The sequence below is a fragment of the Pseudomonas sp. Z8(2022) genome (assembly GCF_025837155.1).
Lineage (GTDB): Bacteria > Pseudomonadota > Gammaproteobacteria > Pseudomonadales > Pseudomonadaceae > Aquipseudomonas.
On the sequence record NZ_CP107549.1, the window covers coordinates 1,091,840 to 1,115,921 of the forward strand.

The window sequence follows — 24,082 nt, forward strand, 5'->3', positions numbered from 1 at the left end:
TGCGGCGAGGTCGCTGGGTATAATGCCGCGCTTCTTATTTTCCCGCTCGGGAGCCCGCCCATGCTGCGCATCAGCCAAGAAGCACTCACTTTCGACGACGTCCTGCTCATTCCCGGTTATTCCGAGGTATTGCCCAAGGATGTCAGCCTGAAGACCCGCCTGACCCGCGGCATCGAACTGAACATTCCGCTGCTGTCCGCTGCCATGGACACGGTCACCGAGGCGCGTCTGGCCATCGCCATGGCTCAGGAAGGCGGCATTGGCATCATCCACAAGAACATGACCATCGAGCAGCAGGCTGCCGAGGTGCGCAAGGTCAAGCGCTTCGAGTCCGGCGTGGTGAAGGATCCGATCACCATCGAGGCTGATGCCACTGTCGGTGACCTGTTCGACATCACCCGCCAGCACAACATTTCCGGCGTGCCGGTGCTGCACCATGGTGACCTGGTGGGCATCGTCACCTCCCGCGACGTGCGCTTCGAAAGCCGTATGGACGCCAAGGTGCGTGAAGTCATGACGCCGAAGGAGCGTCTGGTCACCGTCAAGGAAGGCGAAGACAAGGACGCCGTGCGCAAGCTGCTGCACAAGCACCGCATCGAGCGCGTACTGATCGTCGATGACCAGTACCGCCTCAAGGGCATGATGACCGTCAACGACATCGAGAAGGCCAAGGCCTACCCGCTGGCCAGCAAGGACGAGCATGGCCGTCTGCGCGTCGGCGCGGCCGTCGGCACCGGTGCCGATACCGGCGACCGCGTTGCCGCACTGGTCGCCGCCGGTGTTGACGTGATCATCGTCGATACCGCTCACGGTCACTCCAAGGGCGTGATCGACCGCGTGCGCTGGGTCAAGCAGAACTTTCCGGAAGTTCAGGTAATCGGCGGCAACATCGCCACCGGCGAGGCCGCCAAGGCTCTGGCCGAGGCTGGCGCTGATGGCGTCAAGGTCGGTATCGGCCCGGGCTCGATCTGCACCACCCGCATCGTTGCCGGCGTCGGCGTACCGCAGATCAGTGCCGTGGCCAATGTGGCTGCTGCCCTGGAAGGTACTGGCGTACCGCTGATCGCCGACGGCGGCATCCGCTTCTCCGGTGACCTGTCCAAGGCCATCGTCGCTGGCGCCTCCGCCGTGATGATCGGTTCGATGCTGGCTGGTACCGAAGAGGCTCCGGGCGAAGTCGAACTGTTCCAGGGCCGTTCCTACAAGGCCTACCGCGGCATGGGCTCGCTGGGCGCCATGGCTCAGGCTCAGGGTTCTTCCGACCGCTACTTCCAGGACTCCTCGGCCGGTGCCGAGAAGCTGGTGCCGGAAGGCATCGAAGGCCGCGTACCGTACAAGGGCGCGATGAGCGCCATCGTCCACCAGCTGATGGGCGGCCTGCGCGCCTCCATGGGTTACACCGGCTGCGCTACCATCGACGAGATGCGTACCAAGCCGCAGTTCGTCCGCATCACCGGTGCCGGCATGGCCGAGTCGCATGTCCATGACGTGCAGATCACCAAGGAAGCGCCGAATTACCGGGTTGGTTGATTCGCCGCAATATACGAATAACGGGGCTGTTCGATCAGCCCCGTGTCATTTGTGAATACCTACGAGAGACGGCCATGGCCCACGACATTCACGCCCACCGCATCCTCATTCTGGACTTCGGTTCCCAGTACACCCAACTGATCGCCCGCCGTGTGCGCGAGATCGGCGTCTATTGCGAACTGCACCCCTGGGACATGAGCGACGAGGACATCCGCGCCTTCGCTCCGCGCGGCATCATCCTTGCCGGCGGTCCGGAATCGGTGCACGAAGAGGGCAGCCCGCGTGCCCCGCAAGCCGTGTTCGACCTTGGCGTGCCGGTACTGGGGATCTGCTACGGCATGCAGACCATGGCCGAGCAGCTCGGCGGCAAGGTCGAAGGTTCCGATCTGCGTGAATTCGGCTATGCCCGTGTCGACGTGGTCGGCAAGAGCGAACTGCTGGCCGGCATCGAAGACCATGTCGATGCCGATGGCGTGTTCGGTCTCGATGTCTGGATGAGTCACGGCGACAAGGTCACCCGTCTGCCGGAAGGCTTCCACATCCTTGCCAGTACCCCGAGCTGCCCGATTGCCGCCATGTGCGACGACTCCCGCCACTACTACGGCGTGCAGTTCCACCCGGAAGTGACTCACACCAAGCAGGGTGGGCGCATCCTGTCGCGCTTCGTGCTGGAAATCAGCGGCTGCGAAGCCCTATGGACCCCGGCCAACATCGTCGAAGACGCCGTTGCCGCCGTGCGTGCCCAGGTCGGCGACGCCAACGTGCTGCTCGGCCTGTCCGGTGGCGTGGACTCCTCGGTGGTTGCGGCGCTGCTGCACAAGGCCATTGGCGATCAGCTGACCTGCGTGTTCGTCGACAACGGCCTGCTGCGTCTGCACGAAGGTGACCAGGTGATGGCCATGTTCGCCGAGAACATGGGCGTCAAGGTGATCCGCGCCAACGCCGAGGAGCAGTTCCTCTCCAACCTGGCTGGCGAAGCCGACCCGGAGAAGAAGCGCAAGATCATCGGCCGCACCTTCATCGACGTGTTCGATGCCGAAGCCAGCAAGCTGGACAACATCAAGTTCCTCGCTCAGGGCACCATCTACCCGGACGTGATCGAGTCCGCTGGCGCCAAGAGCGGCAAGGCCCACGTGATCAAGAGCCACCACAACGTCGGTGGCCTGCCGGAGGAAATGAACCTCAAGCTGGTCGAGCCGCTGCGTGAACTGTTCAAGGACGAAGTGCGCAAGATCGGCCTGGAGCTCGGTCTGCCCTACGACATGGTCTACCGCCACCCGTTCCCGGGTCCGGGTCTGGGCGTGCGCATCCTTGGTGAGGTGAAGAAGGAATACGCCGACCTGCTGCGTCGTGCCGACCACATCTTCATCGAGGAACTGCGCAAGGCCGACTGGTACCACAAGACCAGCCAGGCCTTCGTGGTGTTCCAGCCGGTGAAGTCGGTTGGCGTGGTTGGTGATGGTCGTCGCTACGCCTGGGTCGTCGCCCTGCGTGCCGTTGAAACCGTGGACTTCATGACCGCACGCTGGGCGCACCTGCCCTACGAGCTGCTGGAGACCGTCAGCGGCCGCATCATCAATGAGATCGAAGGCATCTCCCGCGTTACCTACGACGTGTCGAGCAAGCCGCCAGCGACCATCGAGTGGGAGTGATCCCGCAGCGCTGCATGAAAAAACCGGCCTAGGCCGGTTTTTTCATGCCTGCCTGCTTTCAGCCTTGCAGCAGAGACAGCGTGCCTGTGAGTGTGAACATGCTCAGGCTTAGAAAAGCGATCAGCAGCAGGCGTCTGTCCTGACGAATCTGGCTGGTGAGGATCGCCTTGCGCTGCTGCCAGTCTGGCAATGGTAATCCAGCGATCTTCCAGTAACTGGCGCCAATCCTCATCGCTCAGCCAGCAGGCGACATGATGCGCGGGCAGGTCCAGTGCGGGGAATAGCTCCTCGCATGTCAGCGGTCCCAGGGATATCTGAAAGCGCTGCCCATGGCGTTCGCAATCTAGCTCCAGGCGCACTTGTGGGCGGGTGTCCTTAACGTCGAGGTCCTCGGGGTCGGGTGTGAAAATTTCATAAGCGGTAATTTGCGCCGTACCAGGGCGTAGTAGCGCCCGGCGGATTTTTTCCCAAAGCAGCCGCACGAGTTTGTAGCTGCCCCAGGCGGAGAAGGCGAAAAGCAGCAGGCTGACCAGCCACAGCAGGGCGCAGAGCAGGATGATGAGTGCGATTGCCATCAGTACCCTGCCAGCACCATCGGCGCGGTTTCCCAGATCATGTAGCCCATGATCATCAGCATGATCGCGGCGAAGGGCGATGCGGCGTCCGGTGATTCAGGGGTGGCATCGGCCGGGTTCGCCTTGGGAACGTAGAGCAGAAAGGTTCCTGCCTGCTGGTTGAGCTCGACATGCTTCTGGTTGAGTACGAGATGTTCCACTTCGTAGGTGCGCTGTTCGTACTCGTAATGCAAGCGATAGATGGGCTTGAGGGTGACCATCGTGGTTTTGCCAATGCTGATGCGTGCGTTGACGAACTTCTGATCGATGATCGCCGCTTTTACGATGTCGTGCGGACGACTCAACCGGTAGCAATCATTCCAGATCATTTCCCCAAGCCCAGCCATGAGTCCGATCCACATGAGCAGGACCCAGGGGATTATCGCGACCATCATGATGACCAGGGGGGCTCGAAGAAGAAACTGTCCATGTTCGGGTGAGCATTCCTGTGAATTGCCCGGCGATTCTAAACCGGTCGGTGGCTCCCCATCTGAGCGATGTCTCGCACTGGTCGCCGCGGCAATTTGTCTTGCCTGGATGCTCGTCGGGCTGTCCATGAAAATGAGAAGATACCTCAATTGGGTTGCGAACTGCCGAGGATGAAGATGTCATTTACCCGCAGACAGGTGCTGGCCGGTCTGGCTGGCCTGGGTGTAGCCGGGCTGGGCGTTGGGGGTGTGCGTTACTGGCTGGGACGTCCGGAGAATATCGCCAGCCACGACTACGAGCTGATCGCCGCGCCGCTGGATCTGGAGCTGGTGCCCGGGCATATGACGGCGGCCTGGGCCTATGGCGGCCAGGCTCCGGGGTTGGAGTTGCGCTGCCGCCAGGGCGAGCGGCTACGGGTACGCTTTATCAATCGGCTCGAGGTCGATACCACCATCCACTGGCACGGCATCCGTCTGCCCCTGGAGATGGATGGTGTCCCCTATGTTTCGCAACTGCCGGTCAAACCGGGCGAGTACTTCGACTACGACTTCATCTGCCACGACGCCGGCAGCTTCTGGTACCACCCGCATACCGCCAGCGCCGAGCAACTGGGGCGCGGCCTGGTCGGGCCGCTGATCGTCGAGGAGCGCGAGCCGACCGGCTTCCGTCATGAGCGCACGCTGAGCCTGAAGACCTGGCACATCGACGAGCAGGGCGCCTTCACCGAGTTTCTGGTGCCGCGTCTGGCGGCGCGCGAAGGTACGCGCGGACGACTGACCACCATCAACGGCGAGCCCAACCCGACCTTGGAACTGCCGGCAGGGCAGGTGGTGCGACTGCGCCTGATCAATGTCGACAACACCATCACCTACCGCCTCAACCTGCCGGGCGGCAATGCGCGCATCTATGCGCTGGATGGCAATCCGGTGCAGCCGCGGCCGCTGGGCAAGGAGTACTGGCTGGGGCCGGGCATGCGCATCGACCTGGCGCTGAAGGTGCCTGCAGTCGGCAAGGAGCTGTCGCTACGCAATGGTCCGCTGCGCCTGGCGACCCTGAAGGGTGTTGCCAATGACGAAGTCGCAGGGGACTGGCCGCCACCGCTGCCGGCCAACCCGATTGCCGAACCGGATCCGGCGCGCGCCGAGACACTGCGTTTCAACTTCGAGTGGGCGGCAGTGCTGTCCGGCGATGTCGAGCGTGGCGGCAGCTACAAGTACTGGCAGATCAACGGACAGGCCTGGGACATCAACGACAGGACCTGTGCCGATCGCCCGATCGCGACGCTGAAGAAGGACGGCCACTACGTTTTCGTGCTGCGCAACATGGCGCAGTACCAGCACCCCATCCATCTGCACGGCATGACCTTCAAGGTGCTGGGTTCTGATCGGCGCAAGATCATCCCCTATTTCACCGATACCTATCTGCTGGGCAAGAACGAGACCGCGCGCATCGCCTTCGTCGCCGATAATCCCGGTGTGTGGATGTTCCATTGTCACGTGATCGACCATATGGAAACGGGGCTGATGGCGGCGATCGAAGTGGTGTAGTGCATTGTCCGTGGGCGAACTACCGATAGAAGCTTGATCCAATTGCTCGACAGCGGAAAAGCTTTTACTAGTCTGTTTCAGTAGGGCGTTTCGCCCATGCTTCCAGGAAGGGGGACTCATGAAGGATATGCACTTAATTTCCGCCGCGCTGCTGCTCGGTGTCGCGGGCCTGTCAACTGCAGAAGCGAGTTCAATGAACGAGCATTCGGCAGCCCACGACTGGTCGGGCGCGTATCTCGGCTTTCACCTCGGCTACGGCTGGGGAGGAGCTGATTTCAAAGACGGTACCTACAACGGAGGAGTGGCTCCCTTTCCCGTGGTTAATTGGGATGCAGACGCCAACGGCGCTCTGATGGGGCTTTAGGCAGGCTACAACTGGCAGCGCGGCAGCCTTGTCTGGGGCTTGGAAGGCGAAGTCGGCTACCTCGATATCGATGAACGCAAACTCCAGCCTGGACTCGATCCGTTTGGCGATCCGTACGATGCCAGTGGCACGGTCGACAGCGACTGGTATGCGGGCCTCGGCATTCGAGTCGGGTATGCATTGGAGCGCACACTTCTCTACGCAAAGCTGGGTGGGGTCTACTCCAGAGCAGAGGTCGGCTTCATCGACCAGTGCATCACGGGTTCCTGCGGCACTGGGCTCATCGACATTTCGCAGCGTGTCGGCTGGGGTTACCAGCTCGGGGCTGGTCTTGAGTATGCGCTGGCGGAGAGTTGGACGGTCAAGGCCGAGTACACCTACATGGATTTCGGCAGTACGACCATTCGCGGAACGGCGGAAGGTGTCGGTTATGCAGGCCGCTCGTTCAAGGTCGATGCCGATCTGGCGCTGCACTCACTCAAGGTGGGGATGAACTACCGGTTCTGACTGCCTTATCTGCATTTGCCGTTACTGACCCGGCAGGCCGGGTCGGTAACGCGCAGTCGCTGCCATTTCGGCGCAGGCGTGCATGACAGCACCGCTGTCGCCATCCAATTTGTGTAGCCGGGTAAGCTCGAAAAGTCCTGCGAGCGTTTGTAAACTCTGCGCGCTCCGAATGCCTGCCTGGATAGCGTGCAATGAAAACACCGCAGATCATCGACCGCTCGCGTGACGAGCATTTCATGCGTCTGGCGCTGACGCAGGCGCGCCTGGGCTCCGAGCAGGGTGAAGTGCCGGTCGGTGCCGTGCTGGTACAGGACGGCGAAGTAGTGGGCCAGGGCTTCAACTGCCCGATCCTGCGTCACGACCCCAGCGCTCATGCCGAAATGGTGGCGATACGCGCAGCGGCGCAAAGTGTGCAGAATTATCGACTGCCCGGCAGCACTCTGTATGTCACGCTGGAGCCCTGCAGCATGTGCGCCGGCCTGATCGTGCATGCCCGCATCGCCCGTGTGGTGTTCGCGGCTACTGAGCCGCGTGCAGGCATAGCGATCAGCCAGGGGCAGTTCTTCGATCAGCATTTTCTCAACCATCGCGTGCTGGTGGAGGGGGGATTGCTGGCCGAGGAGAGTGGGGCGCTGCTGAAAGAATTCTTCAAGGCTCGGCGCGGCTGAGCGTCTTTAACAGGGAACGATCATGAATAAAGGAATGCTGAGCCTGCTGGCACTGTTGTTTTCTCCGGTGGTCGCTGCGCAGCCCGAGGTGTATCTGGTTGCCAGCGTGCAATTGGGTGGCTCCAACCTCGCGCAGAGCATTTTTCTGCACGAGCCGCAGATCACCACGCTGGAGGAGTGCCAGGAGGCCGTGCGTGTGGGGCAGCGTGATCGCGACTGGCAGCGCTATCACCACATCTTCATGCGGGATCGTTTTCAGGGGTTCACCGGCCATCTGGATTACCGCTGCGTGTTCAGTGCTCAGCGTTTCAGTGGCTGGAATGATCGCGCGCGCTATAACCAGCCTTACCTGATCAGCATCGATGAGCAGGCCAACCTGCAGGTCGAACGGGTATCCAGTCAGGCGCAGTGCGCCACGCGTTTGAAAGCGCTGCCTGCGGCGCGCCAGGCCATCAGTCGCTGTGCGGCGGGTAATCAGCTCTTGCTGTAGGCAGTTACAGTGGTGGGGTTTGTTCGTCGGGCTTGCGCTTGTCGATACCGGGGAAGTGGATACCGCTCTCGGCCACTTGCGTACCTTCCAGCTGCGGCTGCGTCACCCAGGTGAGGATGTCGTAGTAGCGGCGGATGTTGCGCACGAAATGCACCGGCTCGCCGCCACGGGCATAGCCATATCGGGTTTTGCTGTACCACTGCTTCTGCGACAGGCGCGGCAGAATCTTCTGCACGTCGGACCATTTATTCGGGTCCAGGCCTTCGGCTTCGGTCAGCTTGCGCGCATCTTCCAGATGACCACCGCCGATGTTGTAGGCGGCCAGGGCGAACCAGGTGCGGTCCGGTTCGGCGATGCTTTCCGGCAGTTGCTGATGCACTTGGATGAAGTAGCGTGCGCCCCCTTCGATGCTCTGCTTGGGGTCGAGACGGTTGGAGACGCCGACCGACTGGGCGGTTCGCTGGGTCAGCATCATCAGGCCGCGCACGCCTGTCTTGGAGGTGGCATTAGGTTGCCACAGCGACTCCTGATAGCCCATGGCTGCCAGCAGACGCCAGTCGATCTGGTTGGCCTGGCCGGCCTGCCGGAACATCTTTTCGTAACGCGGCAGGCGCTGCTGCAGGTGCTGGGCGAAGGTGTAGGCGCCGACGTAGCCGAGCACGTCGACATGGCCGTAATAACGTTCCTTCAGCCGCTGCAAAGTGCCGTTGGCCTCGGCGCGCTTGAGGAAGGCGTCGATCTCCAGTAGCAGGCTGTCATCCTCGCCAGCGGCGACCGCCCAACGCATGGTGTTGGTGTCGCCCAGGTCGAAGGCAACCCGTACATTGGGGAAGTAAACCTGGTTCATCGCCAACTCGTTGGAGTCCACCAGAGTCAGATCGATCTGCCCTTCGTCGACCATGCGCAACAGGTCGACCACCTCGACGGCATCGGATACTTCGAATTGCAGGTCCGGTTGCTCCAGCTTGAGTGCTGCCAGCTGTTCGGCATGGCTGCTGCCGGCCAGTACCAGAATGCGTTTGCCGACCAGGTCCTGCGGCTTGGTCGGGCGGGGTTCGCCCTGGCGGTAAATGACCTGGGGCGTGACCTCCAGATAAGGAATCGAGAAGCGCGCCTGACGCTGGCGCTGTGCCGTGTCCACCAGGCCGGCGGCAGCCATTACCGGGCCGTTGAGGCGACCCAGGCTGGCAAACAGGTTGTCGAGGTTGTCCGCGGTTTCGATCTTCAGTTCCAGGCCGAGATCGTTGGCGAAGCGCTTGGCCAGTTCGTATTCGAAGCCGGTAGCCCCGTTGCGGTCCTGGAAGTAGGTGGAGGGGCTGTTGCGAGTGACCACGCGCAGCTCACCCTCCGCCTTTGCCTGCTCTAGTACGCTGGGCTTGGCCTCTTCGCCACAGCCAGCAAGCATCAGGAGGGTTCCAATCGCCAACAGCCCTTTGGCGCAACGCATGCGTATCGCAGGTCGTGCAAACATTGGCGCAGTATACGCAAAGCGCAGGCGGTGCCATATCTCGACAGCGCTTCGCTTCTCTGCTAACGCAATCGTCCTTTTAGAACCTGGCTACAGGTGCCGCAGGCCGCCACTTTAGGGTAGAATGCCCGGCCTCCAGCACACCCCTTCCCAGAGGCTGTTCCGACGATGTTGATCCTGCGCGGCGCTCCCGCCCTTTCCGCTTTCCGCCATGGCAAATTGCTTGAGCAACTGACCAGCAAGGTGCCGGCCGTGACCGGGCTGTACGCCGAGTTCGCGCATTTCGCCGACGTGACAGGCGTGCTCAGTGCCGATGAGGAACAAGTGCTGGCGCGATTGCTCAAGTACGGCCCGAGTGTGCCGGTGCAGGAGCCCAGCGGCAAACTGTTCCTGACCATTCCGCGTTTCGGCACCATTTCACCCTGGTCGAGCAAGGCCAGCGACATCGCCCGCAACTGCGGCCTGGCCAAGATCCAGCGTCTGGAACGTGGTATCGCCTATTACGTCAGCGGCGAATTGAGTGAGGCCGACAGTGCTGCCGTCGCCGCTCTGCTGCATGACCGCATGACCCAGCTGGTGCTGAGCAAGCTCGAAGATGCCTCCGCGCTGTTCAGCCATGCCCAGCCCAAACCGCTGACTGCCATCGACGTACTCGGTGGTGGCCGCGCCGCCCTGGAACAGGCCAACCAGGATCTGGGTCTGGCCCTCGCCGAGGACGAGATCGACTACCTCGTGAAGAGCTTCAATGACCTGGGGCGCAATCCGCACGACATCGAACTGATGATGTTCGCCCAGGCCAACTCCGAGCACTGCCGTCACAAGATCTTCAATGCCAGCTGGGATATCGACGGCGAGAGCCAGGACAAGTCGCTGTTCGGCATGATCAAGAACACCTACCAGATGCACAGTGAAGGCGTGCTGTCGGCATACAAGGACAACGCCTCGGTCATCGAGGGTTTCACCGCAGGACGTTTCTTCCCCAATCCTGAGACCCGCCAATACGGCGCGGTGCAGGAGCCGGTGCACATTCTGATGAAGGTGGAGACGCACAACCACCCGACGGCCATCGCCCCCTTCCCCGGCGCCTCCACCGGCTCCGGCGGCGAGATCCGCGATGAAGGTGCCACCGGACGCGGAGCCAAGCCGAAGGCCGGTCTGACCGGTTTCTCGGTCTCCAACCTGAACATCCCCGGTTTCCTCCAGCCCTGGGAAAAGCCCTACGGCAAGCCTGAGCGCATCGTCAGCGCGCTGGACATCATGATCGAAGGCCCCCTGGGCGGCGCCGCGTTCAACAACGAGTTCGGTCGTCCGGCGCTCAATGGCTACTTCCGTACCTTCGAGCAGGCGGTGAGCAGTCCGCGCGGTGAGGAAGTGCGCGGTTACCACAAGCCGATCATGCTTGCCGGCGGTCTCGGCAACATCCGCGAGAACCATGTGCAGAAGGGCGAGATTTCCGTCGGCGCCAAGCTGATCGTGCTCGGCGGCCCGGCCATGCTTATCGGTCTGGGCGGCGGCGCCGCATCGTCGATGGCCACCGGTGCCAGCTCTGCCGATCTGGACTTCGCCTCGGTGCAGCGCGAGAACCCGGAAATGGAACGCCGTTGTCAGGAGGTCATCGACCGCTGCTGGCAGTTGGGCGAGGCCAACCCGATCAAGTTCATTCACGACGTCGGCGCCGGCGGTATCTCCAACGCCCTGCCGGAACTGATCAATGATGGTGGTCGTGGTGGTCGTTTCGAGCTGCGCAACGTGCCCAATGACGAGCCGGGCATGGCCCCGCACGAAATCTGGTGCAACGAGTCGCAGGAGCGCTATGTGCTGTCGGTCGATGCGGCCGATTTCGAGCGTTTCCAGGCCATCTGCGAGCGCGAGCGCTGCCCCTTCGCCGTGGTCGGCGAGGCCACTGCCGAGCCGCATCTGACCGTCACCGACAGCCATTTCGACAACACTCCGGTGGACATGCCGCTGGAAGTGCTGCTGGGCAAGCCGCCGCGCATGCACCGCAGCGTCAGCCGCGAAGCGGAGCAGGGCGATGACTTCAACGCCGCCAGCGTCGATATCGAAGAAGCGCTGGGCCGTGTGCTGCGTCACCCGGCCGTGGCCAGCAAGAGCTTCCTGATCACCATCGGCGACCGCACCATCACCGGCCTTGTGGCTCGCGACCAGATGGTCGGCCCTTGGCAGGTTCCGGTGGCCGACTGCGCCGTGACTGCCACCAGCTTCGACGTCTACACCGGCGAAGCCATGGCCATGGGCGAGCGCACCCCGCTGGCGCTGCTCGACGCACCGGCATCCGGCCGTATGGCCGTTGCTGAAACCATTACCAACCTGGCTGCTGCGCGCATCGGCAAGCTCTCCGACATCAAGCTGTCGGCCAACTGGATGGCTGCCGCCGGCCATCCGGGCGAAGACGCCCGCCTGTATGACACCGTCAAGGCCGTGGGCATGGAGCTGTGCCCGCAGCTTGGCATCACCATCCCGGTGGGCAAGGACTCCATGTCCATGAAGACCCGCTGGCAGGACGAGGGCGTCGACAAGAGCGTGACCGCGCCGCTGTCGCTGGTGATCTCCGGCTTCGCCCCGGTGCAGGACATCCGCCAGACCCTGACTCCGCAGCTGCGCATGGACAAGGGCGAGACCGATCTGATCCTGATCGACCTCGGTCGCGGCCAGAATCGCATGGGCGCCTCGATCCTGGCGCAGGTCTACGCGCAGATCGGCCAGCAGGTGCCGGACCTCGACGATGCCGAAGACCTCAAGGCATTCTTCGCCGTGATCCAGGGCCTCAACGCCGATGGCCACCTGCTGGCCTACCATGATCGCTCCGACGGTGGTTTGCTGACTACCGTGCTGGAGATGGCCTTCGCCGGCCATTGCGGCCTGGCGCTGAACCTCGATGCGCTGGCTGACGATGTCTCCGAGCTGCCGGCCGTGCTGTTCAACGAGGAGCTGGGTGCGGTCATTCAGGTTCACCAGGACGTCACACCGGAAGTGCTGGCGCAGTTCAGCGCCGCCGGTCTGGATGACTGCGTGGCGGTGATCGGTCAGGCCGTGAACAGCGGCGACGTCAGCATCAGCTTCAACGGTGAGTCGGTGTTCGCTGGTGAGCGTCGTCTGTTGCAGCGCCAGTGGGCCGAGACCAGCTACCGCATTCAGCGCCTGCGCGACAACGCCCAGTGCGCCGACCAGGAATTCGACCTGCTGCTGGAAGAGGACAACCCCGGCCTGTCGGTCAAGCTGGGTTTCGACGTCAATCAGAACATCGCCGCGCCTTACATCAAGAAAGGCGTGCGTCCGCAGGTGGCGATCCTGCGTGAGCAGGGCGTCAACGGTCAGGTGGAAATGGCCGCAGCGTTCGATCGCGCCGGCTTCTCCGCCATCGACGTGCACATGAGTGACATCCTGGCCGGCCGCGTCAGCCTGGAAGAGTTCAAGGGCCTGGTGGCCTGCGGCGGCTTCTCCTACGGTGACGTGCTTGGCGCTGGCGAAGGCTGGGCCAAGTCGGTGCTGTTCAACGCTCGTGCGCGCGATGCCTTCCAAGGCTTCTTCGAGCGCAAGGACAGTTTCGCCCTCGGCGTGTGCAACGGCTGCCAGATGATGAGCAACCTGCATGAGCTGATTCCCGGCACCGAGTTCTGGCCGCACTTCGTGCGCAACCGCTCCGAGCAGTTCGAGGCGCGCGTGGCGATGGTGCAGGTGCAGGAATCGGCCTCGATCTTCCTGCAGGGCATGGCCGGTTCGCGTATGCCGATCGCCATTGCTCACGGTGAGGGGCATGCCGAGTTCGAAAGCGAGGAAGCACTGCTGGAGGCCGATCTGTTGGGCACCGTTGCGCTGCGCTTCGTCGACAACCATGGCAAGGTCACTGAAACCTATCCGGCCAACCCCAACGGCTCGCCGCGCGGTATCACCGGTCTGTGCAGTCGCGACGGCCGTGTGACCATCATGATGCCGCACCCGGAACGTGTGTTTCGTGCCGTGCAGAACTCCTGGCGCCCGGACGAATGGCAGGAAGACGGCGGCTGGATGCGCATGTTCCGCAACGCCCGCGTCTGGGTGGACTAAGAGTGGCTGCGTAGCGGCCTTCTGATGACCCTCTCCCATGCATGGGAGAGGGTGCCCGAAGGGCGGGAGAGGAGTGCAGGACGCGTAGCCCGGATCCAATCCGGGAAACCGTTGCCAGACCCTCTCCTCGGATTTCATCCGAACCACACAGGCCCAGCCATGGCCGATGATTGCCAGCAGATCCTCCCCGAAGTCCGTCTGGTCAAACCCGGCGAAACTCATCATCTATGCCGCTGCGGGCATTCGCCCGAGATGCCTGACTGCCCACCCGACTGCGTTCAATGCCTGATTCTGCGCCCTGCGCGCGAGCAGCGCTTGCTGCTGTGTCGCTGCGGTCGTTCCGCGAACCTGCCCTACTGCGACGGCAGTCATAATCCGCCCGCCTCAGGCCTGGCCGACAAATGGCGACGTTTTTTCCGCGGAAACTGAGAACATCGCATCGGCTGTCTGGGTCGAAAGCAGCGAATCGTTTGAATGCCACGTATGGATTTGTGCGGTCATCTCAAGACAACTCCATGTCAAAGTGACATCATATTGGCGTCATGGCTTGTCTGTTGTTCGGTTGCCCATTCGCGGAGAACTTGATGTACAAACTGTGTTTCTACGTACCGGAAGCCCATCTGGAGCCGGTAAAAAAGGCGGTATTCACAGCCGGCGGCGGGCGCATCGGTCTGTATGACAGTTGCTGCTGGCAGGTGCTGGGTCAGGGGCAGTTCCGCGCTCTGGAAGGTAGCCAGCCGTTCATCGGTCAGGTCGGCAGTGTCGAGCAGGTTGCCGAGTGGAGGGTGGAAATGGTCGTCGCCGACGAGTTGATTCACGATGCGGTCAAGGCCCTGAAGGCGAGCCATCCGTACGAAACACCAGCCTTCGATGTCTGGCGGTTGTCCGATCTGCAGTTCTGATTGATATGAAAAAGGCGCCACTGGCGCCTTTTTCAATGCGTTCGATCAGGGTCTGATTTCGATCAGCGTTCCATCCTTGACCAGGCTCCATACCTCGCGCATGTCGGCGTTTTTCATGGCGATGCAGCCCTCGGTCCAGTCCAGCGTATGGAAGAACCATTCCGGGTATTCCTCGTCCAGCGGAGTGCCGTGGATCATGATCATGCCGCCCGGCGGCACGCCGGCTTCCCGGGCCTTGGCCAGGTCGCGGGCGTTGGGGTAGGAGATGTGCAGCGACAGCTGGTACTTGTCGCTCGGCTTGCGCCAGTCGATCCAGTAGAAACCTTCCGGTGTGCGTAGATCGCCTTCGCGCTGCTTGGCGCCGGCGGGTTGCTTGCCCAGGGAGATACGGTAGGACTTGATGGTTTCGCCGCGTTGCTGCAGATGCAGTTTGCGTTCGGACTTCAGCACCAGCACCTTGTCAACGGTGCGGCTGCCGGGTGCTGGCGTGGTGCTGGCCAGGGTGTTGAAGCTGAGAATCAGGCAGAGCAGGGGCAACAACCAGCGCATCGGGATCGTCCGCAAGGGTCAACGGGGTGTGTAATGGGTACGTAGCGCTTCGAGTGGCTCATTGCGTACCGGGAAGGCGTTCTGCCGACGGTCGGCGAAGAAGCATTCTAAGGTACGGCCTATGGTCGGGAAAGCCAGCTCCGACCAGGGGATCTGCGATTCCTCGAACAGACGCACTTCCAGGCTCTCTTCGCCGACGCCAAAGTCCAGATCGACCAGTTCGGCGCGAAACATCATGTACACCTGGCTGATGTGCGGCAGATCGAAGAAGGTATAGAGGCTCAGGTCGCGCACCCGGGCGCAGGCCTCTTCGAGGGTTTCACGAGCTGCGGCCTGTTCGATGGTCTCGCCGTTTTCCATGAAGCCGGCAGGCAAGGTCCAGTAGCCCCGGCGCGGCTCTATGCCGCGACGGCACAGCAACACCTGATCTCGCCACACGGGCAGGCAGCCGGCGACGATACGCGGGTTCTCGTAATGTACGGTGGCGCAGTGACCACAGACATGGCGCATGCGGTTGTCGCCTGCCGGGATCATCAGCGTGACGGCGTTGCCGCACTGGCTGCAGAATTTCATGCCTTGTCCTCGGTTGCTGACGCTATCTTGGCGGCCCGCGTTCTGGCCGGCAAGCCTGCCATCCAGGCGCTTCAGCCTTGTCGTCGGGGTTGGGCGAGCAGCTGCTTTCATGCCATGATGCCTGGCAAAACAAGACTCCGAGTATGCCTATGCTGGACGAGTTGCTCCATCGCGTGCGCGGTTACAGCCCGCGTCCTCTGGAGACCGAGCGCAGCTTCCCCGAGGCGGCGGTGCTGGTCCCGATTACCCGCAGTGATGACCCTGAGCTGGTACTGACCCTGCGCGCCAGCGGTTTGTCGACTCACGGTGGCGAGGTTGCCTTCCCCGGCGGCCGGCGTGATCCGGAAGACCGCGATCTGGTGGATACCGCGTTGCGTGAGGCCGATGAAGAAATCGGCCTGCCGCCTGGCCTGGTTGAAGTGGTCGGGCCACTCAGCAGCCTGGTTTCTCGCCATGGCATTCAGGTCACGCCTTACGTCGGAGTGGTGCCGGATTTCGTCGAGTACAAGGCCAACGACGCGGAGATCGCCTCGGTGTTTTCGGTACCGCTGGAGTTCTTCCGCAATGACCCGCGCGAGATGACTCACCGCATCGATTACCTCGGGCGCAGCTGGTACGTGCCGTCCTACACCTATGGCGAGTACCGCATCTGGGGGCTCACCGCGATCATGGTGGTGGAGCTGGTCAACCTGGTCTTCGACGATGCGCGGATCGCCCTGCACCAGCCGCCCGAACACTTCATACACCTGCGCTGATAGCGACGAGGACTGACGAGCATGAAATACCGCCTGGGAAGCTCCCGTGTCGATGCCCATCCCGATAGCTGGGTTGCACCAAGCGCCGACCTGATCGGCAATATCCGCCTGGAGGCGGGGGCCAGTGTCTGGTTCGGTGCGGTGCTGCGTGGCGACAACGAGCTGATCCATATCGGAGAGAACAGCAACGTGCAGGACGGTAGCGTAATGCACACCGACATGGGCTTTCCGTTGACCCTGGGCAAGGGCGTCACCGTCGGTCACAACGTGATGATGCACGGCTGCACGGTGGACGATTACAGCCTCATCGGCATCAACGCGGTGATCCTCAACGGCGCCAAGATCGGCAAGTACTGCATCATCGGCGCCAACAGCCTGATTCCCGAAGGCAAGGTCATCCCTGATGGCAGCCTGGTGATGGGCAGCCCGGGCAAGGTGGTGCGCGAGTTGACCGAGCAGCAGAAGAAGATGCTCGAGGCCAGTGCTGCCCATTACGTCCATAATGCGCAGCGCTACGCTCGCGAGCTGGTACCTGACGATGAGTGATGTGGAAAAGCCGGTGCGTTCGCCCTGCGTGCAGGTCTGTGCACTGGACGAGCTGGATATCTGCATCGGCTGCCAGCGTACTGCCACCGAAATTACCCGTTGGGGCCGCATGGACAATGTCGAGCGCCGCGAGGTGTTGCAAATCTGCCTGGAGCGCGCCCGCGCCTCAGGTCTGCTATCGATGCCTTCCTGATTCACTGTTCGAGGAACCTTCATGCCCCGTATTGGAACCCCTCTGTCGCCTTCCGCGACCCGTGTACTGCTGTGTGGCTGCGGCGAGCTCGGCAAGGAAGTAGTGATCGAGCTGCAGCGCCTGGGCTGCGAAGTCATCGGTGTGGACCGCTATGCCAATGCTCCGGCCATGCAGGTGGCGCACCGCAGCCATGTCATCGACATGCTTGACGGCGCGGCACTGCGCGCGGTGATCGAGCAGGAGCAGCCGCACTACATCGTCCCGGAGATCGAGGCCATCGCCACCGCTACGCTGGTCGAGCTGGAGGCCGAAGGCTTCAACGTGGTGCCGACCGCACGTGCCGCTCAGCTGACCATGAACCGCGAAGGTATCCGTCGCCTGGCCGCTGAAGAGCTGGGCCTGCCGACTTCGCCTTACCACTTCTCCGATACCTTCGAGGAGTACGTGGTTGCGGTGAAATCCGTCGGCTACCCCTGCGTGGTCAAGCCGATCATGAGCTCATCCGGCAAGGGCCAGAGCGTGCTCAGGAGCGATGACGATCTGCAGCGCGCCTGGGATTACGCCCAGGAAGGCGGCCGTGCCGGCAAGGGGCGGGTGATCGTCGAGGGCTTCATCGACTTCGATTACGAAATCACCCTGCTCACCGTGCGCCACGCTGCTGGTACCAGCTTCTGCGCGCCGATCGGCCATCGTCAGGAGAACGGCGACTATCAGGAATCCTGGCAGCCGCAGCCGATGAGCGCCAAGGCCCTGGCCGAATCCGAACGCGTCGCCCTGGCGGTGACCGAGGCGCTGGGCGGGCGTGGCCTGTTCGGTGTCGAGCTGTTCATCAAGGGGAATCAGGTCTGGTTCAGCGAAGTCTCGCCGCGCCCGCATGACACCGGTCTGGTGACGCTGATTTCCCAGGAGCTGTCCGAGTTCGCCCTGCACGCCCGCGCCATCCTTGGCCTGCCGATTCCGGTGATCCGCCAGATGGGGGCGTCGGCCTCGGCGGTGATTCTGGTGGAGGGCCATTCGCAGCAGGCCAGTTTCGCCAATCTCGGCGCTGCACTGAGCGAGGAAGACACGGCGTTGCGCCTGTTCGGCAAGCCTGAAGTCAGGGGGCTGCGCCGGATGGGTGTGGCGCTGGCGCGTGACGAGTCCATCGAAGCGGCCCGTGCCAAGGCGCTGCGCAGCGCGCAAGCGGTCCGCGTCCAGTTGTGAGCCGGCATGCGTTGTGGTGGCTGGCGACCGCGCCGCTGCTGCCATTGGCGCTGCCTCTGGCCTTGTACACCCGGCGCACGGCGCTGCGTCTGCCAGTTGCCCAGGGTGAGCCGAGCGGTAGCGTCGCCGCGCATTTGCCAGGTGAGCCGTTTCGCCTGCTGCTGATCGGTGAGTCGACCGTGGCGGGCGTGGGCGTCACCCACTTCGATCAGTCTCTGGCGAGCTGTCTGGCGCTTGCCCTGGCCGAGCGTCTTGGGCGACCGGTGCGTTGGTGCGCCTGTGGCGAGAATGGCATCACCGCTGCTGAGGCTCGTGAGCGTCTGTTGCCGCTTGGGCTGGAGGAGCCGGCCGATCTGGCGCTATTGGTATTTGGCGTCAATGACACCACCCACCTTACTACGAGCAAGCTTTGGGTGGGCTCACTGAAGGCAATGGCCGATACGCTGGCCGCCCGGGGCTGCCTTGTGGCGTTCAGCGCAGTACCGCCATTGCAGCATTTCAGCGCCTTGCCCTGGTTGCTGCGGCAGTTGATGGGCTGGCGCGCCGCTTTGCTCGATCACGAATTGGAGGGCCTGGCGCAACGCGTCGGTGCCATGCATTGCGCGCTGGATCTGCCGTTCGAGGCGGAATATCTGGCCGAGGATGGCTATCATCCGTCGGCGCTGGGCTACAGGCGGTGGGCGCTGGGGCTTGCCGAGCGCCTCACTCCGTCGCTGCGGCCTCTGGCGTGAGCTTCTCAACCTGCCACACGCGTACGCTCTTCACCCGGTTTTCCGCGGCCTGAAGAATTTCCAGGCGATAGGGGCCGATCTTCAGGCAGACGCTGCTGTCGGGGATGGTTTCCAGTGCTTCGGTGATCAGGCCGTTGAGGGTCTTGGGGCCGTCGCTGGGCAGGTGCCAGCCAAGGGTCTTGTTCACTTCGCGAATGTAGGCGGCACCGTCGATGACCAGCGTGCCGTCTTCCTGTGGGTGGATGTCGGGGCTGCGCAGGCTGTCCTGGTTGCTGAAGTCGCCGACGATCTCTTCGAGGATGTCTTCCAGGGTGACGATGCCGATCACGTCGCCGTACTCGTCAACGACGATGCCGATGCGCCGCTTCTGTTTCTGGAAGTTGATCAGCTGGGTCGCCAGTGGCGTGTTCTCGGGAACGAAGTAGGGCTCGTTGCAGGCCGCCAGCAGCGCCTCCTTGGTCAGCTGGTTATGCGTCAGCAGGCGGGCGATCTGGCGCATGTGCACCACGCCTTCAATATGGTTGATATCGCCGCGGAACACCGGCAGGCGCGTATGCGGCGTGCTGCGCAGCTGGTCGACGATGACTTCCAGGTCGTCGTCCAGGTCGATGCCGGCCACCTCGTTACGCGGGATCATGATGTCATCGACCGTGACCCGCTCCAGATCGAGGATGCTCAGCAGCATGCTCTGGCGGTTCAGTGGCAAATCCGAGCCAGCTTCGCGTACCACGCTGCGCAGTTCTTCGGTTGACAGGCTGTCGCTGGAGCGCTGCGCCGGATCGACGCCCGCCAGGCGCAGCAGGCCGTTGCTGATCACGCTGGTCAGCCATACCACCGGGTAGAGCAGGAGCAGCAACAGGTTCAGCACACGACTGGCGGGGAAGGCCACCAGTTCCGGGCGCAGGGCTGCCAGGGTCTTGGGGGTGATCTCGCCGAAGATCAGCACGATGATGGTCGTCCCGGCGGTGGCGATGGCGATACCGGCTTCGCCCCACAGATCCACCGCCAGTACGGTGGCGATGGAGGCCGCGAGAATGTTGACCACGTTGTTGCCGACCAGAATGGTGCTGAGCAGGCGGTCCGGGCGGTCGAGCAGGCGGGTCACGCGTCTGGCGCCGCTGTGGCCTTCCTTGGTCAGGTGCTTGAGCCGATAGCGATTGAGGCTGAGCATCCCGGTCTCTGAGCTGGAGAAGAATGCCGAGCAGAGAATGAGGAAAACCAGCAGGCTGAGCAGGTAGCCCGATTGAATGTCGTCCACGACGTCAGCCTCAGATGTGCAGGATGAATTCGCGTACCAGCTTGCTGCCGAAATAGGCCAGCATCAGCAGGCAGAACCCGGCGAGGGTCCAGCGAATGGCCTTGTGACCCCGCCAGCCGAGCTGGTGGCGGCCCCACAGCAGCACTGCGAACACCACCCAGGCGAAGCAGGAAAGAATGGTCTTGTGCACCAGGTGCTGAGCGAACAGATCGTCGATGTACAGCGCGCCTGACAACAGTGACAGCGACAGCAGCGCCCAGCCGGCGAAGAGGAAGCCGAACAGCAGGCTTTCCATGGTCTGCAGCGGCGGGAAGTTGCGGATCAGGCCCGACGGATGCTTGTGCTTGAGCTGATGGTCCTGCAGCAGTAGCAGGACCGACTGGAACACGGCGATGGTGAGCATGCCGTAGGCCAGAATCGAAAGCAGGATGTGGGCGAGGATGCCGGGGTGCTCGTCGATTGGCTTGATCGTGCCGCTGGGCATGAACTCCGCGGCGAGCACGGTCAGCATGCCAAGCGGGAACAGTAGCAGCAGCAGGTTTTCCACCGGGATGCGCGCGCAGGCCAGGAGAGTCAGGCCGATGACCGCGCAGGCGATCAGGCTGGCGGCATTGAAGAAGTCCAGATTGAGGCCGTGCGCGCCGTACAGCTGGAAAAACAGGCTGACGGCGTGCAGGCACAAGGCAAGCACGCCAAGCGACGCCAGCAGACGTCTGTCGGGGATGCTGCGCTGCGTCAGGCGCAGACCTTGGTAAGCGGCAGCGCCGGCATAAAGGAAGGCGGCGGCGAGGCTGGGCAACAGAGGGTGCATAAATCCGTGTAAGGCGAGCCCGAAAGTTGGTGAGTGTGGCACAGAAGAGCGTCAGCACGAAAGACTGCCGGCGGTGTCGGCAGCTCGGCGACTCCGCTATAATCCGCCGCCTGTCGTACACCCGGCGCGCCGGGTCGCACCTATCAAAGGAACGCGCATGTTCGAAAATCTAACCGATCGCCTGTCCCAGACGCTGCGTAATGTCACGGGCAAGGCCAAGCTGACCGAAGACAACATCAAGGATACGTTGCGCGAAGTGCGCATGGCCCTGCTCGAGGCCGACGTGGCCCTGCCGGTGGTCAAGGACTTTGTCGGCAAGGTCAAGGAGCGTGCCGTCGGCACCGAGGTGTCCAAGAGCCTGACCCCGGGCCAGGCGTTCGTGAAGATCGTGCGCGCCGAGCTGGAAGAGCTGATGGGCGCGGCCAACGAGGATCTGGCGCTCAATGCGGCGCCGCCTGCCGTGGTTCTGATGGCGGGTCTGCAGGGCGCGGGCAAGACCACCACTGCCGGCAAGCTGGCCAAGTTCCTCAAGGAGCGCAAGAAGAAGTCGGTGATGGTGGCGTCCGCGGACGTCTATCGTCCGGCGGCGATCAAACAGCTGGAAACCCTGGCCGGCGACCTGGGGGTCACCTTCTTCCCCTCCGATGCCAGCCAGAAGCCGGTGGATATTGCCAATGCGGCGATCCGCGAAGCCAAGCTGAAGTTCATCGACGTGGTCATTCTCGATACCGCCGGTCGTTTGGCCGTGGATACCGAGATGATGGCCGAGATCCAGGCACTGCACGCTGCGGTCAATCCGGTGGAAACCCTGTTCGTGGTCGATGCCATGACCGGTCAGGATGCTGCCAACACGGCCAAGGCCTTCAGCGATGCGCTGCCGCTGACCGGCGTGGTGCTGACCAAGGTCGACGGCGATGCCCGTGGTGGTGCCGCGCTGTCGGTGCGCCACATCACCGGCAAGCCGATCAAATTCATCGGTATGGGCGAGAAGAGCGACGCGCTCGAGCCGTTCCACCCGGATCGCATCGCCTCGCGCATCCTCGGCATGGGCGACGTGCTCAGCCTGATCGAGCAGGCCGAGCAGACCCTCGATCGCGAGAAGGCCGAGAAACTCACCAAGAAGCTGAAGAAGGGCAAGGGCTTCGACCTCGAAGACTTCCGTGACCAGCTGCAACAGATGAAGAACATGGGCGGCCTCGGCGGCCTGATGGACAAGCTGCCGTCCATCGGTGGCGTCAATCTGTCGCAGATGGGCAACGCTCAGGGCGCGGCCGAGAAGCAGTTCAAGCAGATGGAGGCGATCATCAACTCGATGACGCCGGCCGAGCGCCGTGATCCGGACATCATCAGCGGCTCGCGCAAGCGCCGTATCGCCATGGGCTCCGGTACCCAGGTGCAGGACATCGGGCGTCTGATCAAGCAGCACAAGCAGATGCAGAAAATGATGAAGAAGTTCACCGCCAAGGGTGGCATGGCCAAGATGATGCGCGGGATGGGCGGCATGTTCCCGGGCGGCGGAATGCCGAAATTCTGAGCTCTGCGCCCCGGTCGATGGCCGGGCGGAAAAAGAGATTTGCAAACCGCCGCATAATCCTTAAAATATGCGGCCTTTCGGGCCTAGGCCCATTTTTAATGTGTGCCTCAAGTTAGCACCGACTATAGGAACGATGTTCACATGGTAACCATCCGTCTTGCTCGTGGCGGCTCCAAAAAGCGCCCCTTCTACCACCTGACCGTGACCAACAGCCGCAATGCGCGCGATGGTCGTTTCGTTGAGCGTATCGGTTTCTTCAATCCGATCGCTGCCGGTGGCGAAGTGCGTCTGTCCGTCGACCAGGAGCGTGCGACCTACTGGCTGGGCCAGGGCGCTCAGCCGTCTGAGCGTGTTGCTCAGCTGCTCAAGGAAGCTGCCAAGGCTGCTGCCTAAGCATCTTCTATGAGTACGACGCCGGCCGTTGCCGAGGATCTGATCGTTCTCGGCAAGATTGTTTCAGTGCACGGCGTCAGGGGTGAAGTAAAGGTGTACTCCTTTACCGATCCCATCGATAACGTGCTCGATTACCGCCACTGGACGCTCAAGCGTGACGGTGAGGTAAAGAAAGTGGAATTGGCCAGTGGCCGCCTGCAAGGCAGGGTGCTGGTAGCCAAGTTGAAGGGTCTGGATGATCGCGAAGTCGCGCGTACCTACGCCGGTTTCGAGATCTGCGTGCCGCGTAGCGAGCTGCCGGACCTGGAAGAAGGCGAGTTCTACTGGTACCAGTTGCAGGGCCTGAAGGTCATTGATCAGGCGGGGCAGTTGCTCGGCGTGGTCGACCATCTGTTCGAGACCGGTGCCAACGATGTGATGGTGGTCAAGGCTTGCGCAGGCAGCCTGGATGATCGCGAGCGTTTGCTGCCCTACACGGATCAGTGCGTGCTTTCGATCGATCTGGCAGCCGGCGAGATGCGGGTTGACTGGGATGCGGATTTCTAAGGCTCATGCGCGTAGAAGTCATCACCCTGTTCCCGGAGATGTTCGCCGCCATCGGCGAGTACGGCATCACCAGTCGTGCGGTCAGGCAGGAGTTGCTCAAGCTCAATTGCTGGAACCCGCGGGACTATACGACGGATCGCCACCATACGGTGGATGACCGTCCCTTCGGCGGTGGTCCGGGGATGGTGATGAAGATCAAGCCTCTCGAGGATGCCTTGGCCAGCGCCAGGCAGGCCGCGGGGGAGACGGCGAAGGTGATCTACCTGTCGCCGCAGGGGCGTAGTCTGAATCAGGCCGCGGTCCGCGAGCTGGCGCAGGAGGATGCACTGATCCTGATCGCCGGTCGTTATGAAGGCATCGACGAGCGTTTCATCGAGACGCATGTCGATGAGGAGTGGTCGATTGGCGACTACGTCCTGTCCGGCGGTGAGCTGCCGGCCATGGTGCTGATCGATGCGGTGACGCGCCTTTTGCCTGGTGCATTGGGTCATGCCGATTCGGCCGAGGAGGACTCCTTTACGGATGGCCTGCTCGACTGCCCGCATTACACCCGCCCGGAGGTGTATGCGGATAAACGTGTTCCCGAAGTGTTGCTTAGTGGCAACCACGAACACATCCGGCGCTGGCGTTTGCAGCAGTCCCTTGGTCGGACCTGGGAACGCCGCGCTGATCTTCTGGATAGCCGCTCGCTTTCTGGAGAAGAGAAGAAGCTGCTGGAGGAATACATCCGCCAGCGGGACGATAGTTAACGTAT

Annotated in this window: 26 protein-coding genes; 19 read left to right on the forward strand and 7 right to left on the reverse strand. The window is 62.5% G+C overall.

Going from position 1 to position 24,082, the window contains the following annotated elements:
• Nucleotides 1-60 precede the first annotated feature (60 nt).
• Both guaB and guaA read left to right on the forward strand, forming a co-directional pair.
• On the forward strand, nt 61-1,530 hold the full coding sequence (gene guaB, locus OEG79_RS05200; protein WP_264147742.1) for an IMP dehydrogenase: 1,470 nt from the start codon (nt 61-63) through the stop codon (nt 1,528-1,530).
• 74 nt (nt 1,531-1,604) lie between these two features.
• Nucleotides 1,605-3,182, forward strand: a complete 1,578-nt coding sequence (gene guaA / locus OEG79_RS05205; protein WP_264147743.1) for a glutamine-hydrolyzing GMP synthase — start codon at nt 1,605-1,607, stop codon at nt 3,180-3,182.
• Here guaA and OEG79_RS05210 read toward each other — a convergent pair.
• Nucleotides 3,137-3,757: a hypothetical protein gene (locus OEG79_RS05210; RefSeq protein WP_264147744.1), complete on the reverse strand. Its 621-nt coding sequence runs from the start codon at nt 3,755-3,757 to the stop codon at nt 3,137-3,139. The two genes, guaA and OEG79_RS05210, sit on opposite strands and share 46 nt — an antisense overlap.
• Nucleotides 3,757-4,353: a hypothetical protein gene (locus OEG79_RS05215; RefSeq protein WP_264147745.1), complete on the reverse strand. Its 597-nt coding sequence runs from the start codon at nt 4,351-4,353 to the stop codon at nt 3,757-3,759. Before OEG79_RS05215 ends, OEG79_RS05210 begins: the two co-directional genes overlap by 1 nt.
• Nucleotides 4,354-4,401: 48 nt before the next feature.
• Between OEG79_RS05215 and OEG79_RS05220 the strand changes: the two genes are divergently transcribed.
• The 5 genes from OEG79_RS05220 to OEG79_RS05240 all read left to right on the forward strand — a co-directional run bounded on the left by OEG79_RS05220 (nt 4,402) and on the right by OEG79_RS05240 (nt 7,801).
• The gene (locus OEG79_RS05220; RefSeq protein WP_264147746.1) at nt 4,402-5,772 is read left to right on the forward strand and encodes a multicopper oxidase family protein; all 1,371 of its coding nucleotides are present in this window, start codon (nt 4,402-4,404) and stop codon (nt 5,770-5,772) included.
• Between the two features lie 118 nt (nt 5,773-5,890).
• Nucleotides 5,891-6,136, forward strand: coding sequence for a hypothetical protein (locus OEG79_RS05225; RefSeq protein ID WP_264147747.1), 246 nt, complete (start codon nt 5,891-5,893; stop codon nt 6,134-6,136).
• 39 nt (nt 6,137-6,175) lie between these two features.
• Entirely contained in the window at nt 6,176-6,643 is a 468-nt protein-coding gene (locus OEG79_RS05230; protein WP_264147748.1) for an outer membrane protein, read from the forward strand.
• Between the two features lie 191 nt (nt 6,644-6,834).
• Nucleotides 6,835-7,311: a tRNA adenosine(34) deaminase TadA gene (gene tadA, locus OEG79_RS05235; protein ID WP_264147749.1), complete on the forward strand. Its 477-nt coding sequence runs from the start codon at nt 6,835-6,837 to the stop codon at nt 7,309-7,311.
• Nucleotides 7,312-7,345: 34 nt separating this feature from the next.
• Nucleotides 7,346-7,801, forward strand: coding sequence for a hypothetical protein (locus OEG79_RS05240; RefSeq protein ID WP_413247536.1), 456 nt, complete (start codon nt 7,346-7,348; stop codon nt 7,799-7,801).
• Nucleotides 7,802-7,805: 4 nt separating this feature from the next.
• Here OEG79_RS05240 and mltF read toward each other — a convergent pair whose 3' ends face one another.
• A complete protein-coding gene (mltF, locus tag OEG79_RS05245; protein WP_264147751.1) occupies nt 7,806-9,272 on the reverse strand; it encodes a membrane-bound lytic murein transglycosylase MltF in 1,467 nt (488 codons plus the stop codon).
• Between the two features lie 165 nt (nt 9,273-9,437).
• Here mltF and purL point away from each other — a divergent pair, with 165 nt between their 5' ends.
• The 3 genes from purL (at nt 9,438) to OEG79_RS05260 (ending at nt 14,236) form a co-directional block, all read left to right on the forward strand.
• Complete coding sequence (gene purL / locus OEG79_RS05250; protein WP_264147752.1) at nt 9,438-13,334, forward strand: phosphoribosylformylglycinamidine synthase; 3,897 nt, start codon at nt 9,438-9,440, stop codon at nt 13,332-13,334.
• A 252-nt stretch (nt 13,335-13,586) separates the two neighbouring features.
• Nucleotides 13,587-13,763 (forward strand): CDGSH iron-sulfur domain-containing protein, encoded by a 177-nt coding sequence (locus OEG79_RS05255; protein ID WP_264148676.1) that lies wholly within the window; start codon nt 13,587-13,589, stop codon nt 13,761-13,763.
• 155 nt (nt 13,764-13,918) lie between these two features.
• A complete protein-coding gene (locus tag OEG79_RS05260; protein WP_264147753.1) occupies nt 13,919-14,236 on the forward strand; it encodes a YqfO family protein in 318 nt (105 codons plus the stop codon).
• 45 nt (nt 14,237-14,281) lie between these two features.
• On the opposite strand, the gene OEG79_RS05265 is transcribed toward OEG79_RS05260, so the two are convergent.
• Both OEG79_RS05265 and OEG79_RS05270 read right to left on the reverse strand, forming a co-directional pair.
• Nucleotides 14,282-14,785: a L,D-transpeptidase family protein gene (locus tag OEG79_RS05265; RefSeq protein ID WP_264147754.1), complete on the reverse strand. Its 504-nt coding sequence runs from the start codon at nt 14,783-14,785 to the stop codon at nt 14,282-14,284.
• A gap of 18 nt (nt 14,786-14,803) precedes the next feature.
• Entirely contained in the window at nt 14,804-15,358 is a 555-nt protein-coding gene (locus OEG79_RS05270) for an NUDIX hydrolase (protein WP_264147755.1), read from the reverse strand.
• 149 nt (nt 15,359-15,507) lie between these two features.
• Between OEG79_RS05270 and OEG79_RS05275 the strand changes: the two genes are divergently transcribed.
• From OEG79_RS05275 to OEG79_RS05295, 5 genes are read left to right on the forward strand one after another with little or no spacing between them, the layout of a single operon-like run.
• Nucleotides 15,508-16,113, forward strand: coding sequence for a CoA pyrophosphatase (locus OEG79_RS05275; protein WP_264148677.1), 606 nt, complete (start codon nt 15,508-15,510; stop codon nt 16,111-16,113).
• Nucleotides 16,114-16,134: 21 nt separating this feature from the next.
• Nucleotides 16,135-16,659 carry a gamma carbonic anhydrase family protein gene (locus OEG79_RS05280; protein WP_264147756.1) on the forward strand — a complete coding sequence of 175 codons (525 nt, stop codon included), beginning with the start codon at nt 16,135-16,137 and terminating at the stop codon, nt 16,657-16,659.
• Nucleotides 16,652-16,852 carry a DUF1289 domain-containing protein gene (locus OEG79_RS05285; RefSeq protein ID WP_264147757.1) on the forward strand — a complete coding sequence of 67 codons (201 nt, stop codon included), beginning with the start codon at nt 16,652-16,654 and terminating at the stop codon, nt 16,850-16,852. Before OEG79_RS05280 ends, OEG79_RS05285 begins: the two co-directional genes overlap by 8 nt.
• Before the next feature lie 21 nt (nt 16,853-16,873).
• Entirely contained in the window at nt 16,874-18,055 is a 1,182-nt protein-coding gene (purT, locus tag OEG79_RS05290) for a formate-dependent phosphoribosylglycinamide formyltransferase (protein ID WP_264147758.1), read from the forward strand.
• Complete coding sequence (locus tag OEG79_RS05295) at nt 18,052-18,786, forward strand: SGNH/GDSL hydrolase family protein (RefSeq protein WP_264147759.1); 735 nt, start codon at nt 18,052-18,054, stop codon at nt 18,784-18,786. Before purT ends, OEG79_RS05295 begins: the two co-directional genes overlap by 4 nt.
• Here the strand turns inward: OEG79_RS05295 and OEG79_RS05300 are convergent.
• Both OEG79_RS05300 and OEG79_RS05305 read right to left on the reverse strand, forming a co-directional pair.
• Nucleotides 18,758-20,044, reverse strand: coding sequence for an HlyC/CorC family transporter (locus tag OEG79_RS05300; RefSeq protein WP_264147760.1), 1,287 nt, complete (start codon nt 20,042-20,044; stop codon nt 18,758-18,760). The genes OEG79_RS05295 and OEG79_RS05300 overlap by 29 nt on opposite strands.
• Before the next feature lie 10 nt (nt 20,045-20,054).
• Nucleotides 20,055-20,855: an inner membrane protein YpjD gene (locus tag OEG79_RS05305; RefSeq protein WP_264147761.1), complete on the reverse strand. Its 801-nt coding sequence runs from the start codon at nt 20,853-20,855 to the stop codon at nt 20,055-20,057.
• A 157-nt stretch (nt 20,856-21,012) separates the two neighbouring features.
• Here OEG79_RS05305 and ffh point away from each other — a divergent pair, with 157 nt between their 5' ends.
• The 4 genes from ffh to trmD all read left to right on the forward strand — a co-directional run bounded on the left by ffh (nt 21,013) and on the right by trmD (nt 24,077).
• A complete protein-coding gene (ffh, locus tag OEG79_RS05310; protein ID WP_264147762.1) occupies nt 21,013-22,389 on the forward strand; it encodes a signal recognition particle protein in 1,377 nt (458 codons plus the stop codon).
• A 141-nt stretch (nt 22,390-22,530) separates the two neighbouring features.
• On the forward strand, nt 22,531-22,782 hold the full coding sequence (rpsP, locus tag OEG79_RS05315; protein WP_003246162.1) for a 30S ribosomal protein S16: 252 nt from the start codon (nt 22,531-22,533) through the stop codon (nt 22,780-22,782).
• A 9-nt stretch (nt 22,783-22,791) separates the two neighbouring features.
• Nucleotides 22,792-23,328 (forward strand): ribosome maturation factor RimM, encoded by a 537-nt coding sequence (gene rimM, locus OEG79_RS05320; protein WP_264147763.1) that lies wholly within the window; start codon nt 22,792-22,794, stop codon nt 23,326-23,328.
• 5 nt (nt 23,329-23,333) lie between these two features.
• Nucleotides 23,334-24,077, forward strand: a complete 744-nt coding sequence (trmD, locus tag OEG79_RS05325; RefSeq protein ID WP_143499718.1) for a tRNA (guanosine(37)-N1)-methyltransferase TrmD — start codon at nt 23,334-23,336, stop codon at nt 24,075-24,077.
• Nucleotides 24,078-24,082: the final 5 nt, after the last annotated feature.

Excerpts from the sequence above, each read along its gene's own strand:
- guaA (WP_264147743.1), top strand. The coding sequence starts at position 1,605 with ATGGCCCACGACATTCACGCCCACCGCATCCTCATTCTGGACTTCGGT.
- purT (WP_264147758.1), top strand. The coding sequence starts at position 16,874 with ATGCCCCGTATTGGAACCCCTCTGTCGCCTTCCGCGACCCGTGTACTG.
- mltF (WP_264147751.1), bottom strand. The coding sequence starts at position 9,272 with ATGTTTGCACGACCTGCGATACGCATGCGTTGCGCCAAAGGGCTGTTG.
- OEG79_RS05305 (WP_264147761.1), bottom strand. The coding sequence starts at position 20,855 with ATGCACCCTCTGTTGCCCAGCCTCGCCGCCGCCTTCCTTTATGCCGGC.
- OEG79_RS05265 (WP_264147754.1), bottom strand. The coding sequence starts at position 14,785 with ATGCGCTGGTTGTTGCCCCTGCTCTGCCTGATTCTCAGCTTCAACACC.
- trmD (WP_143499718.1), top strand. The coding sequence starts at position 23,334 with ATGCGCGTAGAAGTCATCACCCTGTTCCCGGAGATGTTCGCCGCCATC.
- OEG79_RS05215 (WP_264147745.1), bottom strand. The coding sequence starts at position 4,353 with ATGGACAGCCCGACGAGCATCCAGGCAAGACAAATTGCCGCGGCGACC.
- OEG79_RS05255 (WP_264148676.1), top strand. The coding sequence starts at position 13,587 with ATGCCTGACTGCCCACCCGACTGCGTTCAATGCCTGATTCTGCGCCCT.
- tadA (WP_264147749.1), top strand. The coding sequence starts at position 6,835 with ATGAAAACACCGCAGATCATCGACCGCTCGCGTGACGAGCATTTCATG.
- OEG79_RS05240 (WP_413247536.1), top strand. The coding sequence starts at position 7,346 with ATGCTGAGCCTGCTGGCACTGTTGTTTTCTCCGGTGGTCGCTGCGCAG.
- OEG79_RS05225 (WP_264147747.1), top strand. The coding sequence starts at position 5,891 with ATGAAGGATATGCACTTAATTTCCGCCGCGCTGCTGCTCGGTGTCGCG.
- rpsP (WP_003246162.1), top strand. The coding sequence starts at position 22,531 with ATGGTAACCATCCGTCTTGCTCGTGGCGGCTCCAAAAAGCGCCCCTTC.
- OEG79_RS05280 (WP_264147756.1), top strand. The coding sequence starts at position 16,135 with ATGAAATACCGCCTGGGAAGCTCCCGTGTCGATGCCCATCCCGATAGC.
- OEG79_RS05220 (WP_264147746.1), top strand. The coding sequence starts at position 4,402 with ATGTCATTTACCCGCAGACAGGTGCTGGCCGGTCTGGCTGGCCTGGGT.
- OEG79_RS05270 (WP_264147755.1), bottom strand. The coding sequence starts at position 15,358 with ATGAAATTCTGCAGCCAGTGCGGCAACGCCGTCACGCTGATGATCCCG.
- OEG79_RS05275 (WP_264148677.1), top strand. The coding sequence starts at position 15,508 with ATGCTGGACGAGTTGCTCCATCGCGTGCGCGGTTACAGCCCGCGTCCT.
- OEG79_RS05210 (WP_264147744.1), bottom strand. The coding sequence starts at position 3,757 with ATGGCAATCGCACTCATCATCCTGCTCTGCGCCCTGCTGTGGCTGGTC.
- OEG79_RS05285 (WP_264147757.1), top strand. The coding sequence starts at position 16,652 with ATGAGTGATGTGGAAAAGCCGGTGCGTTCGCCCTGCGTGCAGGTCTGT.
- ffh (WP_264147762.1), top strand. The coding sequence starts at position 21,013 with ATGTTCGAAAATCTAACCGATCGCCTGTCCCAGACGCTGCGTAATGTC.
- purL (WP_264147752.1), top strand. The coding sequence starts at position 9,438 with ATGTTGATCCTGCGCGGCGCTCCCGCCCTTTCCGCTTTCCGCCATGGC.
- rimM (WP_264147763.1), top strand. The coding sequence starts at position 22,792 with ATGAGTACGACGCCGGCCGTTGCCGAGGATCTGATCGTTCTCGGCAAG.
- OEG79_RS05260 (WP_264147753.1), top strand. The coding sequence starts at position 13,919 with ATGTACAAACTGTGTTTCTACGTACCGGAAGCCCATCTGGAGCCGGTA.
- guaB (WP_264147742.1), top strand. The coding sequence starts at position 61 with ATGCTGCGCATCAGCCAAGAAGCACTCACTTTCGACGACGTCCTGCTC.